At 46.2% G+C, this 13973-nt stretch carries 14 protein-coding genes; 4 read left to right on the forward strand and 10 right to left on the reverse strand.

Annotation, left to right across the window (positions count from 1 at the left end; translation table 11 throughout):
• Positions 1–27: 27 nt before the first annotated feature.
• Entirely contained in the window at positions 28–912 is an 885-nt protein-coding gene (locus R7044_RS15355; protein ID WP_042521059.1) for a LysR family transcriptional regulator, read from the reverse strand.
• 117 nt (positions 913–1029) lie between these two features.
• On the opposite strand from R7044_RS15355, the gene R7044_RS15360 reads away from it, so the two are divergent.
• Positions 1030–1701 (forward strand): type 1 glutamine amidotransferase domain-containing protein, encoded by a 672-nt coding sequence (locus tag R7044_RS15360; RefSeq protein WP_005388562.1) that lies wholly within the window; start codon positions 1030–1032, stop codon positions 1699–1701.
• Positions 1702–1785: 84 nt separating this feature from the next.
• On the opposite strand, the gene R7044_RS15365 is transcribed toward R7044_RS15360, so the two are convergent.
• Positions 1786–2433, reverse strand: a complete 648-nt coding sequence (locus R7044_RS15365) for a glutathione S-transferase family protein (protein ID WP_205391138.1) — start codon at positions 2431–2433, stop codon at positions 1786–1788.
• Between the two features lie 118 nt (positions 2434–2551).
• Here R7044_RS15365 and R7044_RS15370 point away from each other — a divergent pair, with 118 nt between their 5' ends.
• The gene (locus tag R7044_RS15370) at positions 2552–3382 is read left to right on the forward strand and encodes a LysR family transcriptional regulator (RefSeq protein ID WP_061008461.1); all 831 of its coding nucleotides are present in this window, start codon (positions 2552–2554) and stop codon (positions 3380–3382) included.
• A 9-nt stretch (positions 3383–3391) separates the two neighbouring features.
• Here the strand turns inward: R7044_RS15370 and R7044_RS15375 are convergent, their stop codons facing one another.
• The 5 genes from R7044_RS15375 to artP form a co-directional block, all read right to left on the reverse strand.
• Positions 3392–3964, reverse strand: coding sequence for a protocatechuate 3,4-dioxygenase (locus tag R7044_RS15375; RefSeq protein WP_205391136.1), 573 nt, complete (start codon positions 3962–3964; stop codon positions 3392–3394).
• A gap of 136 nt (positions 3965–4100) precedes the next feature.
• A complete protein-coding gene (gene artM, locus R7044_RS15380) occupies positions 4101–4769 on the reverse strand; it encodes an arginine ABC transporter permease ArtM (RefSeq protein ID WP_005388569.1) in 669 nt (222 codons plus the stop codon).
• The gene (artQ, locus tag R7044_RS15385) at positions 4766–5455 is read right to left on the reverse strand and encodes an arginine ABC transporter permease ArtQ (RefSeq protein ID WP_005388570.1); all 690 of its coding nucleotides are present in this window, start codon (positions 5453–5455) and stop codon (positions 4766–4768) included. Before artQ ends, artM begins: the two co-directional genes overlap by 4 nt.
• 1 nt (position 5456) lies before the next feature.
• Positions 5457–6200, reverse strand: coding sequence for an arginine ABC transporter substrate-binding protein (locus R7044_RS15390; protein ID WP_005431576.1), 744 nt, complete (start codon positions 6198–6200; stop codon positions 5457–5459).
• A gap of 88 nt (positions 6201–6288) precedes the next feature.
• A complete protein-coding gene (artP, locus tag R7044_RS15395; RefSeq protein WP_318114309.1) occupies positions 6289–7017 on the reverse strand; it encodes an arginine ABC transporter ATP-binding protein ArtP in 729 nt (242 codons plus the stop codon).
• Between the two features lie 427 nt (positions 7018–7444).
• Between artP and R7044_RS15400 the strand changes: the two genes are divergently transcribed.
• Both R7044_RS15400 and R7044_RS15405 read left to right on the forward strand, forming a co-directional pair.
• Positions 7445–9679, forward strand: coding sequence for a hypothetical protein (locus R7044_RS15400; protein ID WP_225455667.1), 2235 nt, complete (start codon positions 7445–7447; stop codon positions 9677–9679).
• Between the two features lie 141 nt (positions 9680–9820).
• Positions 9821–10816, forward strand: a complete 996-nt coding sequence (locus R7044_RS15405) for an ABC transporter substrate-binding protein (RefSeq protein WP_005375798.1) — start codon at positions 9821–9823, stop codon at positions 10814–10816.
• Between the two features lie 82 nt (positions 10817–10898).
• Here R7044_RS15405 and R7044_RS15410 read toward each other — a convergent pair whose 3' ends face one another.
• The 3 genes from R7044_RS15410 to R7044_RS15420 form a co-directional block, all read right to left on the reverse strand.
• Positions 10899–11276, reverse strand: coding sequence for a nuclear transport factor 2 family protein (locus R7044_RS15410; protein ID WP_025767673.1), 378 nt, complete (start codon positions 11274–11276; stop codon positions 10899–10901).
• Between the two features lie 142 nt (positions 11277–11418).
• Positions 11419–12150: a DUF3726 domain-containing protein gene (locus tag R7044_RS15415; RefSeq protein WP_025767672.1), complete on the reverse strand. Its 732-nt coding sequence runs from the start codon at positions 12148–12150 to the stop codon at positions 11419–11421.
• On the reverse strand, positions 12147–13883 hold the full coding sequence (locus R7044_RS15420; protein ID WP_213904517.1) for a hypothetical protein: 1737 nt from the start codon (positions 13881–13883) through the stop codon (positions 12147–12149). The genes R7044_RS15415 and R7044_RS15420 overlap by 4 nt, the downstream gene beginning before the upstream one ends.
• Between the last annotated feature and the right edge of the window lie 90 nt (positions 13884–13973).

Consider the following 13973-nt stretch of genomic DNA (forward strand, 5'->3'; position numbering starts at 1 on the left):
ATAAACAAACCGATTGGCAGAGCCTCATTACTCCTGCCAATCGACAAAATGATCAAGCAAGAAGTCGATAGCCAATCGCGCTCGTAGTGGTAGAAAGTGACGATTCTGATAAACAATCCAGCTGCTGTTGCCGCTTCCCCAATACGGCTCTAGTATTGGCACCAAACGACCAGACGAAATAGCATCGTTGAAACTACTCTTCGGTAAGTACGCCACACCTAATCCTTCTGCACAGGCTTGCAAGACCGTGTGTGCGTTATTGCTCTTCCATCTGCCCTGCACTTTTACGCCATCTAAAGGCTTGCCGTCTTTTTCAAACAACCAAACGTCCTTATTGGCAATAATGCAGCTATGACGCTTGAGTTGCTCTGGGTGCGTTGGCAAACCATGTTCATCGAGATAACGCTGACTGGCTGCCGCTGCCATGGGACGATCCACCAGCTTTCTCGCAACCAAGCCTGAATCACTCAACCTGCCGTAACGAATGGCAAAATCGAAACCATCTTCAATAAAGTTGACCATGCTGGTGTTGAAGTTAATTTCAACCGTGAGATTAGGATGTTGCTTGGCAAACGCCATCAAGGCAGGCGCTACATGGTTCTCAGAAAACGCACCAGCGGCACTCACACGTAACGTACCACTCAATTGAGTTTGCTGCGTGGTGAGTTGCTCATTGGCTTGCTGAAGCCCAATCACCAACTCTTTACACTGTTGATAATACGCTTGCCCCGCTTCCGTTAGACTCACCATTCTTGTCGAACGTGCTAACAAAGCGACACCTAATCGCTCTTCTAGTCTTGTGACTTGGCGACTGACGTGACTGGTACTGCAACCTAACTGTTTTGCCGCTGCAGAAAACCCTAAGCTCTCAGCAACCGTAACAAACTCATTGATGCCTTCAAAACTGTCCATACTTACCTTTGCTATATAGCAATAATGTTTTGCCAATTAATCATATTATCACTTATTTGTTTAGCAATTAGTATGAAGGTGTTCAACAAATATACGTAAGCCAAAAAGGAAACCATCATGAAAAAAGTACTCATCATTGTGACGAACCATGCGACCCTTGGTGAAACTGACCAAGCAAACGGAACTTACGCGCCAGAGCTCACTCATGCGCTTAGCGAGCTACTAGGTGCAGGCTTCGATTACGACATTGCCTCTATCAAAGGCGGGCAAGCACCACTGTACGGAACCGACATCGAAGGCGACGCAGTCAACGAGAAAATCTTAGCGGATGATGATTTCCAGAACCGCATCAACAACACGATTCCAGTATCACAAATCAACGGTGACAACTACGATGCGATCTTCTATCCGGGTGGCTTTGGTCTTCTTTCAGACCTAGCGAGCAACGAAGACTTTGCCAAGATTTCTGCAAAACACTATGAAGATGGCGGTATTGTGGCAGCAGTTTGTCATGGTCCAGGCGCTCTTCTCCCTATCACGCTTAGCAATGGCGAAAAGCTGCTTGCGTCTAAATCAGTAACAGGTTTCACTCGCGAAGAAGAGATCGACTTCGGCACCATCAACGATATCCCATTCCTATTGGAAGAATCTCTTGCACGCAGCGCAGCGCGCTACTCTAAAGTGCAACCATGGCAAGAGTTTGTAATTGTGGATGATCGTGTCATCACAGGTCAAAACCCAACGAGCGCACACGGCGTAGGCAGAGCGATTGTTGAACACCTAGCTTAAACGCGCCGGAAACGACAACCATCCTAGAAGAGGAAAGCGTGCTTTGTCATGCTTTCCCTTGCTACAGGCGATCGCAAGATGCGCTTATACTTCTACCCCTGCTTCATCTTCTTCTACGATATCCGTTTCTTGGCTCGCCTCTTCCAACCATTGCTTTAGAGATTCACTTGCTAGCACCTTCTGTTGGTAAGCTTTGGCACCTTCCGATAGCTCGATACCGTAAGTTTGGAAACGCAATGCCACAGGTGCATACATGGCATCTGCAATCGACCATTCTCCAAATAACCAGCCGTCTGGATACAGATTGGCTTGTTCTGCCCAAATAGCGTCAATACGTGCAATATCTTTACGTGCACCTTCAGTTAAATCGACTTTTCTGCGCGCGCGGATATTCATTGGGAGTTCGTTTCTTAAATCAAAGAAACCCGAGTGCATTTCTGAAGCGATGGCGCGTGCTTTAGCCCGTTCTGCGGAGTTGCTTGGCCATGCTTTACCTTGCAGGTATTGCTCGTTTACGTATTCCAAAATCGCTAATGAATCCCACACGGTTGCATCGCCATCCACCAAGGTCGGTACTTTAGCCGTTGGTGTAATACCTTCCAAGGTCTTGTAAAAATCCTCCGTAAATAACGTCAGCTTAGTGACTTCCACATCCAATTTGAATTGAGAAAAGATCACCCATGCGCGCAGTGACCAGCTTGAGTAGTTTTGGTTAGCAATAAACAGTTTCATGACGCCTCCATGCGGTTCGTGTTTTGAGTACCCATTCACAATATCTGATTGTATTTAAGGGGACTAACGGATAGTTTTGATGGAACACTTCAACAAAAACGATGGATGAGTTTTAGATATGGATATCGATGCGTTACGCAGCTTTCTTGCTTTTGTAGAAACGGGCAGTTTCACTCGAGCAGCCAAGCAGATCAATCGCACCCAATCAGCGTTCAGTGCACAAATGCGTAAGCTGGAAGACGAACTCAGCGTCAGCTTGTTTGAAAAAGAAGGTCGCAACCTAGTATTGAGTGAAGCAGGGCTGGCACTGCGCTCTCACGCCGAACAATTGGTCAGCTTGCACAATCAAGCACTGAAACAAGTGAAACGCTATGAAAATAAGCGCCCTCTTCGCTTGGGTTGCCCCGAGGATTACAACGATAATATCCTGCCTAAAGTCATCCGCGTATTACAGCAATCTGAGCCCACATGTTCGATTCAAGTCTTTAGTGAGCCGAGCATCACCTTGAGAGAAAAACTTGATGAAGGAAAGCTAGACGCCGCTATTGTGACAAGAGCACCGGACAGTGAGGAAGGTTACTGGCTAGCAAGCGACAAAGGCGTGTGGATTGCTCATCCTGATTTTGACATCGAGCAAGCCCAACCTCTCCCTCTCGCCCTATTCCAAACCGACTGCAAATACCATGCGGCAGCAGTAGACGGATTAACCAAACGTGGTACTCCTTATCAACTACTGGCATGTTGCAATACGGCCTCTGCACAACGAGCGATTGTACGTTCAGGCATGGCTATCGGTGCGATGGGCAGTATTAGCGTTAGCGAGGATCTTAAGATCTTAGACGATATGCCATCGCTACCTTCCGTGGATATCGTTTTGGTCACGGGCGTCGAGCCTCATCCGATACTGGATAAAGAATGCTTGGCGCAATTGGTTGAGTTAATGGCTTAACTAAACTCGCTAACCAATCACAAAGTTGAATTCGCCCGTTAATCGCCCGTCGATTCGTATGGTTTCAAACTGTAGATAATCACGGGCTTTACCACCCCACCATTCGTCACCAGTATTGCCTTTTAAGTACAACTGAGTGGTCAGGAGCTCTTGGTTATCCCGCCACAACTTAACGTGAATGTGCGGCGGACGAGTGGCATAAGGCACTGGATACAAAGTCTGGAATAAGTAGCGACCATCCGATTGGGTTTCTGCCGCGCCAAAGCCTGCAAAATGAGCATCAAACTTATCATTACTTGGCTGCTTAGGATGATCGTAAATCCCCTGCCCATCACATTGCCAGATTTCTACCTTGATGCCTGAAACGGGGTTTCCTGTTGTATCTACGACTTTGCCTTGCAGCACAATAGGCTCACCAAGCAAGCCCTCCGATTGCAGAATCAAGTTTTGACGAAGAGGAATGTCCACCACTGGATAAAATGGCCCTTCTGTTTGTGCTGGCGTCGGCCGCATTGGTGTTTTCGCTTTTAGAGAGGGTGCGAACAACAATGTCCACAGCGCTAAAAAGTGTCTTCTTTCCATGATGCCACCAATGCAATTGCGTTGAATTAAGTTTGGTGGAACTTGAGGAATTTTCCATGACGAATATAAAAAATGCCCCTGCAAGAGAGTCAGTTGCAGAGGCACTGTGGAACTAAATTGAGTGTTGATTGAAGGTTTATGCGGCTTCGAACGCCAATGCTTTCTTCTCTACTTGACGGAAAATGAGAGTTAGCACACCATTTACCGTTAAATAAAATGCGCCCGCAATACCAAATACCGTCAACGTATCGTAAGTTTGTGCATTAATGCGCTGCGCGTAACCCATCAGATCCATGATCGTAATCGTGCTTGCTAGTGAGGTGCCTTTGAAGACCAAAATCACTTCGTTCGAGTAAGCCGGAACAGCGCGGCGAATGGCGTATGGCAGCAGCACCTTCAGTGTCGCGGTTTTGTTCATGCCTAATGCACGACACGCTTGCCATTGACCGGAAGGAATCGCGTTAAACGCTCCTTTGAACAACTGAGTGCTGTATGCCGCGGTATTGAGTGCTAGCGCTAACATCGCACAGAACCAAGGTTGGCTTAACCATGTCCAGAATACACTTTCTCTTACAGCATCAAACTGGCCCGGACCGTAGTACACCAAGAAGATCTGTACCAACAAAGGCGTACCTGTGAACAAGGTGATGATGCCACGACTTACCCAATGCAAACCCGGAGTACGTAGGATCAGAGTCAGCGTCATCATCAGAGCTAAGAGACAGCCGACAACCAAGGAAGCGGCGGTCAATTGAAGGCTAGTGCCTAAGCCATCCAGCATTTGCCAAACGTGTTGTTCGTTCATGCAGTTGCCTCCTGTCCCATGCTCATGCCTTGAATTGAGAACTTCTTATCAATCAGTTTGACGGCACGTTGTGTAATCAAAGTAATGCCTAGGTAAATCGCCGCAGCGGTTGCGTACCAAGTAAACGCTTCATGCGTCGCTGCAGATGTTAGCTGCGCTTGCTTCAACAAATCCGTTACACCAATCAGTGATACAAGCGCGGTATCTTTCAGCAAAACCAACCATTGGTTCGTTAAGCCTGGTAGCGCGTGTCTTACTGCTTGTGGCAAAACAATGCGAACGAAAGCGTGTGCTTGACTGATGCCGAGTGCACTTGCTGCTTCTCTCTGCCCTCTTCCAACGGCTTTTAATGCGCCACGTAGAGTTTGAGAAGCATAAGAAGCGAAGATCAATGACAACGCCACCACGCCAGACAAGAACGGGCTAACTTCAATAAAGTCGCCGGTGATTAAAAACAGAACCTGCGTCGAACCAAAATAGATAAACAACACGACAAGGATTTCTGGCAAACCACGTACAATCGTCACAAACGCCGTCATTGGCCATTTAACGAAAACGCGGCGAGACATTTCACCACTGGCGAATACCACTGCCAGAATCAAACCGACTAAAAGGCTTGTGAAGGCCAGCTGGACAGTCATCCAACTAGCTTGAACAAGCGATAAAGAGTAACCCGTTAGTGCCATATTACTTACCGAAGTACTTGTTGTAGATTACGTCGTATTCGCCGTTCGCTTTCACTGTTTTCAGTGCCGTGTTCAGCTTGTTCACTAGCTCGTCGTTACCTTTGTTTACTGCGATACCGAAACCGTTACCGAAGTATTTAGGGTTAGTAACGTGCTCACCAACGTACGCTAGGTTATCTTCTTTCTTGAACCATTCTGCTACGACTGCTGTGTCACCGAATACAGAATCAATACGGCCATTCTTCATATCGATGAATGCGTCTTGGTAGCTTGAGTAAGGAACCGCTGTTACACCTGGCATTTGCTCAATTAGGTAACTTTGGTGTGTTGAACCGTTTTGAACACCAACACGCTTACCTTCTAGTGCTTTTTGATCAGCCACTTTTTCTTTGATAGAAACAAACGCTGCTGAGTTGTCGTAGTAAGGGTCAGAAAAATTCACTTGCTCCAAACGCGCGTCAGTAATATCCATGGCAGAGATAGCCGCATCGTAACGCTTGAATTTTAATGCAGGGATCAGGCTGTCAAAAGATTGGTTGTGGAAGGTACATTTTGCTTCCATTTCTTTACATAATGCATTCGCCAGATCCACATCAAAACCTTGAATTTGGTTGTTTTCATCCATGTATTCGAACGGTGCGTAAGTCGCTTCCATCGCGAATTTGATCTCTTCTTGTGCTGCTGCGTTTGCTGCCATAGTTGCAGAAGAAAGGCCGATTAGTGAAGCTAGTAGAATCTTTTTCATTGCAATACTCCGTGTGTACTTAGTGGGCTGACACTCGCAATGACAGCCGAGCTTATCTGTTAAATAGACTGAACTTTAAAAACGTAATTTAGTGATTTAGGTAGTCAGCAAACTGGGCGGTTTGCGGATTAGAAAACGAATCATTTGTGCCGTGCTCGACGATGTGTCCTTTTTCTAGATACAGTACGTGGCTAGCGATTTTCTTAGCAAAATCGACCTCATGCGTTACTACGACTTGGGTGATGCCAGTTTCGCTTAAATCTTTAATAATCTTAACGATTTGGTTAGTAATTTCCGGATCAAGCGCTGCGGTCGGTTCATCAAAAAGCAAGACTTCCGGTTTCATCATCAATGCACGAGCAATCGCCACACGTTGTTGCTGACCACCAGAAAGCTGCATCGGCCATGCATCCGCTTTGTCTGCCAAATGCAGCGTTGCGAGAATTTGCATTGCTTGGTTCTTCGCTTCTTCTTTATCCATGCCAGATACTTTTACCGGAGCCTCAATCAGGTTCTCCATCACTGTCATGTGCGGCCATAAGTTGTACTGCTGGAACACCATGCCTACTTTACGACGAAGTGCTAAACCTTGTTTCTCTTTGATTTCAGTAGAGAAATCAAAAACATCATTTGCGATGTTTAGCTTGCCGTTATCCGCCCCTTCAAGAAGGTTAAGAACACGCAGTAGAGAGCTCTTACCTGCGCCACTTGGACCAAGTAACACCAGTGTTTCCCCGCTTTCACACTTAAAGCTGACATCGTGAAGCACTTGTGTCTCACCGTAGGATTTATTGATTCCGCTTACCTGAATAGTCATGCTGACATACCGCATTAATTGTCACTTGGTATTTATATTACTCAACTGGACTTTTTATGCAATAAAAATGTATAAAAATTTAATTTGTTAATTTTTTGTATGATCAGCTACCACCAAGACAGAGTATCTGACTGGTTTGAAGAGTTAGTTTTAACTGAATTTGTTGAAGAAAAATCCAACAACATGGTGACGACCGAAACAAGGTTAAAATGGTGGTTATTTTTGTGCTGACGTGTAGAGGAAGTTTTGAGTCTATGAGGATGATCTATTCCAAGTACACCCGCTCATTTTTGCACAGCATCCCCTGTTAGTTTTCCTGTAAAGTCCTCTATGGCAGGGTCCTGATTACGACTTCGCGAATGGACTATAATTTCTCTTTGTATCTGACTCTTAATTTGAGTCATCTAAGTATTAATGGGATAACTCCATGTTGAAGTCGCATTGTTTTTCTCTCGTTACACTCATTTCTTTGAGCTTGCTTTCTGTACCCAACGTTTGGAGTAGAACAGCAATCGTATTACCTGGGTTGCATGAACAGGGTATTGATCTTCAAGATAAGCCTATCTCTGCTGCCACTGCACTTGAATGGGAGTTGGATAATGCCGATATCGTGTTTGGAGCTTACGAAAATAAGAGTGATAACGAGCGTGTAAAAGCGCTTGGTTACATGTACAACCAAAAGCTGGAACTTAACTCAGGTTGGCTGGAAAACGATATACGTAACCAAGCAGAACTGAATGGAGTTGACTACGAAGATTTCTTTCTCCACTTTTCTGAAGACACTATCCTAGCTGAAGTCGACTCAAGCCATGGCGAGAATACTCTACTCAATCGAAAACCGATGATCGTTGGCTATACCGCCAGCGCTGACCACGCCGGTTTTTGGCTATATCAACCACCGCCATGGGATGCTGATGTATTCGGTCAGGCGAATAATGGTGGTGCCCTCTATGTTTATCACTCAGAGAAGTTCGACCGCTTAACCTTTACGTTTTCTCAGTTTGCTCAAGGCGGCAGCTTCACGATTGAATACCCTTCTGCTATCGACTCGTTTGGTCGGGTAACTGAATGGAAAAGCTTCGCGATTAAAAAAGACAAAACTGAGAACATGACTAAAAACCAAACAGTAAACTGGTCTGTTCCTTCGGATTGGGTTCGCGCTACAACGCATGATGGTAGCGGAAAAACTTATGGTGGCGGTCAGTACTTTGGCTCCACCTTTTTACGCGACGGCGGCCGCCTTTACTTTGCGAAAATTACTTGGCATGACGACAACATAGAAAACCGCCCACGTCTCGAAAACATTCAACTCAAAAATAGCTTCCCTGCCGTCAATATCTCAGGAGCACCAACGGAGACACCGGAAGGTCAAACCATTCAACGCCGGCGTAAAATTCGTGGCTTCGACAAATCTGCAGATCGAAACCAAGACAATTATCTTTCTTGGAATGAATACAAAAACCGTTCGAATAAGAATGCAACGGCCCGATTTCGTTGGGAGTCACGGGTTATTCCATTTGGTCGTATGTGGAATCAAACCTCTTCTTGGGCATTGACCAATCTCGGTAATCCCGTTTTTACCAATACAATGCGCCACTATTACCAAGCTGAATGGGCGAAACAAGGTTTAAATGGTGCGTACAACGACGATACGAATAAGTTACTCGGTGCAAATCAGTTCTACATATATTCCGGAGGCACAGTGGATGAACTTGGTTTGGTGGCGGGTAGCCAAGCTGCTGACGATGCTTACAAAGCGCAATTCTCGGCGTTCTTGAATAAACTGGCAACGCTGGATGAAGATGCGTTAATTGGCCTCAACATAGGTACGGCAAACTTATTCGGTCGTAATGGGCAAAACCACTTGGTTAACGCTGGCTCCTTGTACTTGCGCGAGCACTACCTTTTCCCTGCTACCGGCTTTAGTGGCTATGCTGGCTTGGCTAAATTTTGGGATAACTCTGCACTCGCCAAAGCGGGTCAGAAAGTGATTTATCAAGCGACCACGCGTTATGGTCGAGTTCAATACTTTGGCAACACTGAGGATAACTGGAAACAGGACCAATACTCTGCACTAGCGGTGTTCTACTTAAACTATCACCCTGAGCGCATTTACTTTAATCAGTGGAACAATGGCTACTTATATGGAAGTAATAACACAACAAGTGACAACTTCTGGAAGGCAGGCGTACCAAAGAATATTGCTTATCAACCTAGCTCCTTGCTTGCCGTTGATTTGGGAGAGCCTGCCAATCAAATACCAGAAGGATATCAGGCGACTCCGCTAATGATGTCCACCAGCACGCCATATTCCGCCGATTACACGGTGATTGGAGATGCTTCTATGAGCAAAGTGGCTCACCCTGACTTGCCTAATGGCGCTATCGATTTGTTACCAACCCATACGTACTTTGCGTATCACTCAGACGATGTGGTAGTGATGCATGGCCCTACAGAGATGGTGTTAGCCCGCGAATTCACCAAAGGCCGAGTGCTGTATCGGACTGATTTCTTTGGCAAAAATATCGATTACTTCTCCTCACCGAAGATAACTATCGCACTTCCAGAGCCTATGCGACCTGTAGATCAAGACGGTAACATCGGCGACTATGTTTCTCATATTGAGATTGGCGGCTACGAAGGAGTGTTCTTGCTGTATTAACTCCCTTTCAACACGCCTCACCAAACGCTTCATAAATCGCCGTTTTTATGCTTAACGTCACTGAAAAAAACTTGTTCACTGAATCTTTATAAACCGATGTATATACTGAAGTAAATGACAACGACAAGGAAATTCAGTCACATGAAGACGACACCTTCAATGCTCTCTGTTCTGCTGCTATCAGCATTATCTACTCATGCAAATGCGGACGAATGCGGAAAAATAACCATCGCAGACATGAATTGGAATTCGGCCAGCTTAATGGCGCACATCGACCAATTTGTCTTAAATGAAGGCTACCAGTGCGATGCGGAATTGATCCCTGGTGATAGCGTTCCTACAGGCACCTCTATGATTGAAAAGGGACAGCCTGACGTTGCGCCAGAGTTATGGACAAACGGTATTAAAGAAGCACTTGATAAAGGGATTGCGGATAAACGCTTGCGCATCGCTAGTGAATCGCTTGTCAATGGTGGTGAAGAAGGGTTTTGGGTTCCCGCCTATCTGGTAAAACAGTATCCAGAACTCGCGACAATAGAAGGCGTCATCAAGCACGCCAAACTATTTGAACACCCAGAGGATGATGACAAGTTCGCGTTTTATAGCTGCCCTGCTGGTTGGACATGCCAAATCACCTCCGGTCACTTGTTTAATGCATTAGGGTTAAGTGAGCACGGCTTTGAGATGGTTGACCCAGGATCTGGCGCAGCATTAGCTGGCACCATCGCCAAAGCCTATGATCGCAAAATGCCTTGGTTTGGTTACTACTGGTCACCGACCCCCGTATTGGGCAAGTATGATATGGTCAAAGTGGATTTTGGTAGCGGAACAGATTTAGAAGAGTATCGCAACTGTACCACTCAGCCTGATTGCGCTTCACCAAAAGTAACAATGTACCCACCTTCTCCAGTTCGCACAGTAACAACTGAGGCGTTTGCGAGCAAAGAACCCCAAGCATTCGCGTACTTGCAGAAACGCGGATTTACCAACGAGCAAATGAGTGAAATGCTGGCCTGGATGGAAGATAACTACGCGGACGGTGAAGAAGCGATGTTTTACTTCTTTAATACCTACCCTGACTTGTGGAAAGGCTGGGTATCTGAAGACGTCGCGGTGAGAATCGAAAAAGCGCTTTGATGATTAATACTTAAAGTGCCACAAATCATTTAACCTCCCATACCGTTTGAATAAACGGCATGGGAGACTCGTCAACGACTCGTTAATACATGGTGTGACCATTCAATGTTTCTTTAGGAATCTCTTGCAGAGCGTCCCAATGTTCGACGATCTTCCCATTGTGATCAAAACGAAAGAAATCCATTGTCACGTATTCAATATCATTAGGCCATGTTTGGTGAGTGTGTAGTGCCACCAAGTTCCCTTCAGCAATGGCTCGCACAAACGTAATGTCTTTATTGGGATACTCATTTTGTATCCGCTCAAAATACTCGATAAAAGCCTCGGGGCCATTTCCAACTAATGGATTGTGCTGAATGTACTCATCGCCAACATAGTCTTCAACCGCTTTTCTTGGATTACCTCGATAGGCGGTTTCGTAAAACGCAATGGCATTTCTTTTATTCTCTTGCAGATCCATTTTTCTTACCTGTGTTGCTCCATCTTGCGGATAACGGTAATCATAGTCTTTGAACTTCAGAAGTGACCAAACTTCGCGCACAAAAAAGGCCGCTAAAGAGCAGCCTTCATCACTTCTACTTGGAATCATCGCCTTTCATCGCTTAAACCACACCGCCAGCACCGAGCATAGAACGCTCACTGTTCTCCACCAGCAACGCGGTTGCGGTTTGTTTCAGTGTTTCCCATTCTTGGTCTTCGACAAAGATACCATTTTGCCAAGAAGCTTGTTGCGTGCGGCTTAACTCATCACCTTCAATGTGGGTGGTATACCCTTGTGCACTTTTCTCGATATCGAAATCGTTCACGGAGAGCTCGATAACCATACTATGCAAATCCGTATCATGCCCATCAAACTGATCCGAGAAAAAGACTTCTGGCGCGATTCGTCCACGGTTTAACACATAAAGCGTTCGCTTGGGACTAGAGCCATTGACCCATTGTGCACGGCACGCAATGCCTTTTGCAGAGAGCTTCAACAACTCACTAAAACCTAGCCAACGGTTATGACACTGTTTCAACGTAATGGTAATCGACTTACGGTTGATCATTTTCTCGAGCGCGAAATCCAACACCGCGGGTAAATGACACGCTACACTCCCGTTGTGCAGTTCTACCTCTATGCTTGACGGCGTACTGTTGGTCACCGATACGGCGCAGTCTGAATCTAACCCAAGAAACAGACTGGCGTTATTAAAATGACGAACTCCATGTAAGCCAACCATTTGCAAGTCCGCCACCATGTTCGCAATGACATCCGCCTCACCACAGTGACGGCGCATGCCAAGAAATGCCTTATTAACCGCGGCCACCAATTCGTTGTGAGAGACGATCATAATGCAAATCCTCCGTTGATTTTTTGATTGTCACTTTGCACAATTTCGTCACGCGGCGGCATGCTAGGGAAAATCCATGTGTCTGCCAGTTTAGGATCGTGAATTTCATCTAACAGCGGCGCGCCCTGGAAGAAGGTTACTCGAACCCAACGATCCGAGCGCGGATCAAACTTAGTCGCGCCAAAGATCGCCAATTTACAGCGCAGTAAGTGCATTGGTAACGCATCTTTACGCAGCACATTCATTTGAATATCCCCCATCGCACGGTTGCCTAGCGTCCATACGCGACGTGTGATCGAACGATAAGCCGGTTTTTGCAATAGAAACTCTGCTACGGACATTTCTACATCACAGTCAAGCAAGGCCTGGTACAAGCGATTCACTTGTCTGCCGATATCAAGCGGCAGTTCTTTTTCTTCTCCAGCCTCTTCCCCGCGAACACCAAGCCTTGGCTCTTCTTTATCTTGTGAGCGATACCAGAACCAGTAGTTGTTCTCGGCTAGTGAGTAATCCGCATCAATCGCCCAGCGGTACTTGCTTTGCAACACTTCCAGTAAATCTTGGATCTTTTTCCCGCCCGGAATAGATAACGTTTCATCCGTATTCATTTGGCTAGCAAATTCATCCACTAAAGATGGGTAGAGTTCGATCAAGCAAGAGGTGAGGATTTCTTGGGCTTCCACACTCATTGTTTTCTTATGCTCGACCAAACTCGCCCAGTTCGGATGTAATGCCATTAACGTTGTTAGCTCCGATAGCAGTTGTTTGATGTCTGCTATCGCTTGATGATTGAGCCTGTCTTGATGTTCATTGATGGTGATGACTTGCTCTAAATGACGCTGTGCTTTTTGCAGCAATCCTTGCAAAGGAGCATGGAACGACGCTTCACATGGCATCGCAAAGACTCGCGCTACCGCACGTTCGCGAGAGGTCATCCATTGGTCAACGATGCACGGGTGATTAATCAAGTATGGAGCCATGCCTAAGCCAGTCGCATTGCCGACACCAAGGTAGCGCTGCAAGCCACGATGCAAAGCCACCGCGTTGTCGCCACCTTGCTGAAGTGCCAGATAGTGCACCCAATCTAGGCTGAATTCACGCAACATATATACGGCACACATTTGCGCACTAAAAGACTGGCTGAAATCTGAGTTGTTCTCTAACAGTTTGAAATCGGCGATACCAAACTTTCCGTTACCATAAACAGCTGTGGTACGCAGGATATAACCCACTTCAGCTAACTCTTTCGGCTCAGGCTGCTCGCCTTGAGAAAGCGCGCTAACAATGTGCTCAAACACGCGCACACTTTTGTTTGCGCGAGCAAGAACAAGTACGTTGTTTGGATTACGTCCCGCTTCTTGCAGCGGTACATTTTCTCGCAATCTTTCCAACAAAGTAACATCAACATCGCCTTGAACCAGTGCAAATGTGACGTCCCACTTTTCAGCAATTACGCGATCATTACGCTCGTCGTCGGCAATTTCATCACAGAATACCACCAAATGATAAACGTGCTCTGGCGTGGTCAATTTGTAAATCACATGACCATAACCACGAGGACAAAGCTGCCACTCATGCTTGGTTACTTGCCAGTTTTGGCTTGCCATATTACGAATCAGACTGCGAACAAAGCTGATTCGGTTTTGGTGCATTGCGCCAAGCCTTTCGGCTGCCATGACAATCGCTGCATCGCGCATAGTTGCTTCCGTATAAGTAGAACGATGTGCATCCATTTTGCTCACCACCTATTTGTTATTGTAAGAATACTAGGGTTTGTGCGGATGCAGGAGGAAAACACCCGCACAAGCTCCACGTTGTTTGAA

The sequence above is a fragment of the Vibrio sp. 1402 genome, assembly GCF_033340275.1.

Coding starts and splice junctions, on each gene's coding strand:
- R7044_RS15355 (WP_042521059.1), bottom strand. CDS start 912: ATGGACAGTTTTGAAGGCATCAATGAGTTTGTTACGGTTGCTGAGAGC.
- R7044_RS15360 (WP_005388562.1), top strand. CDS start 1,030: ATGAAAAAAGTACTCATCATTGTGACGAACCATGCGACCCTTGGTGAA.
- R7044_RS15365 (WP_205391138.1), bottom strand. CDS start 2,433: ATGAAACTGTTTATTGCTAACCAAAACTACTCAAGCTGGTCACTGCGC.
- R7044_RS15370 (WP_061008461.1), top strand. CDS start 2,552: ATGGATATCGATGCGTTACGCAGCTTTCTTGCTTTTGTAGAAACGGGC.
- R7044_RS15375 (WP_205391136.1), bottom strand. CDS start 3,964: ATGGAAAGAAGACACTTTTTAGCGCTGTGGACATTGTTGTTCGCACCC.
- artM (WP_005388569.1), bottom strand. CDS start 4,769: ATGAACGAACAACACGTTTGGCAAATGCTGGATGGCTTAGGCACTAGC.
- artQ (WP_005388570.1), bottom strand. CDS start 5,455: ATGGCACTAACGGGTTACTCTTTATCGCTTGTTCAAGCTAGTTGGATG.
- R7044_RS15390 (WP_005431576.1), bottom strand. CDS start 6,200: ATGAAAAAGATTCTACTAGCTTCACTAATCGGCCTTTCTTCTGCAACT.
- artP (WP_318114309.1), bottom strand. CDS start 7,017: ATGACTATTCAGGTAAGCGGAATCAATAAATCCTACGGTGAGACACAA.
- R7044_RS15400 (WP_225455667.1), top strand. CDS start 7,445: ATGTTGAAGTCGCATTGTTTTTCTCTCGTTACACTCATTTCTTTGAGC.
- R7044_RS15405 (WP_005375798.1), top strand. CDS start 9,821: ATGAAGACGACACCTTCAATGCTCTCTGTTCTGCTGCTATCAGCATTA.
- R7044_RS15410 (WP_025767673.1), bottom strand. CDS start 11,276: ATGGATCTGCAAGAGAATAAAAGAAATGCCATTGCGTTTTACGAAACC.
- R7044_RS15415 (WP_025767672.1), bottom strand. CDS start 12,150: ATGATCGTCTCTCACAACGAATTGGTGGCCGCGGTTAATAAGGCATTT.
- R7044_RS15420 (WP_213904517.1), bottom strand. CDS start 13,883: ATGGATGCACATCGTTCTACTTATACGGAAGCAACTATGCGCGATGCA.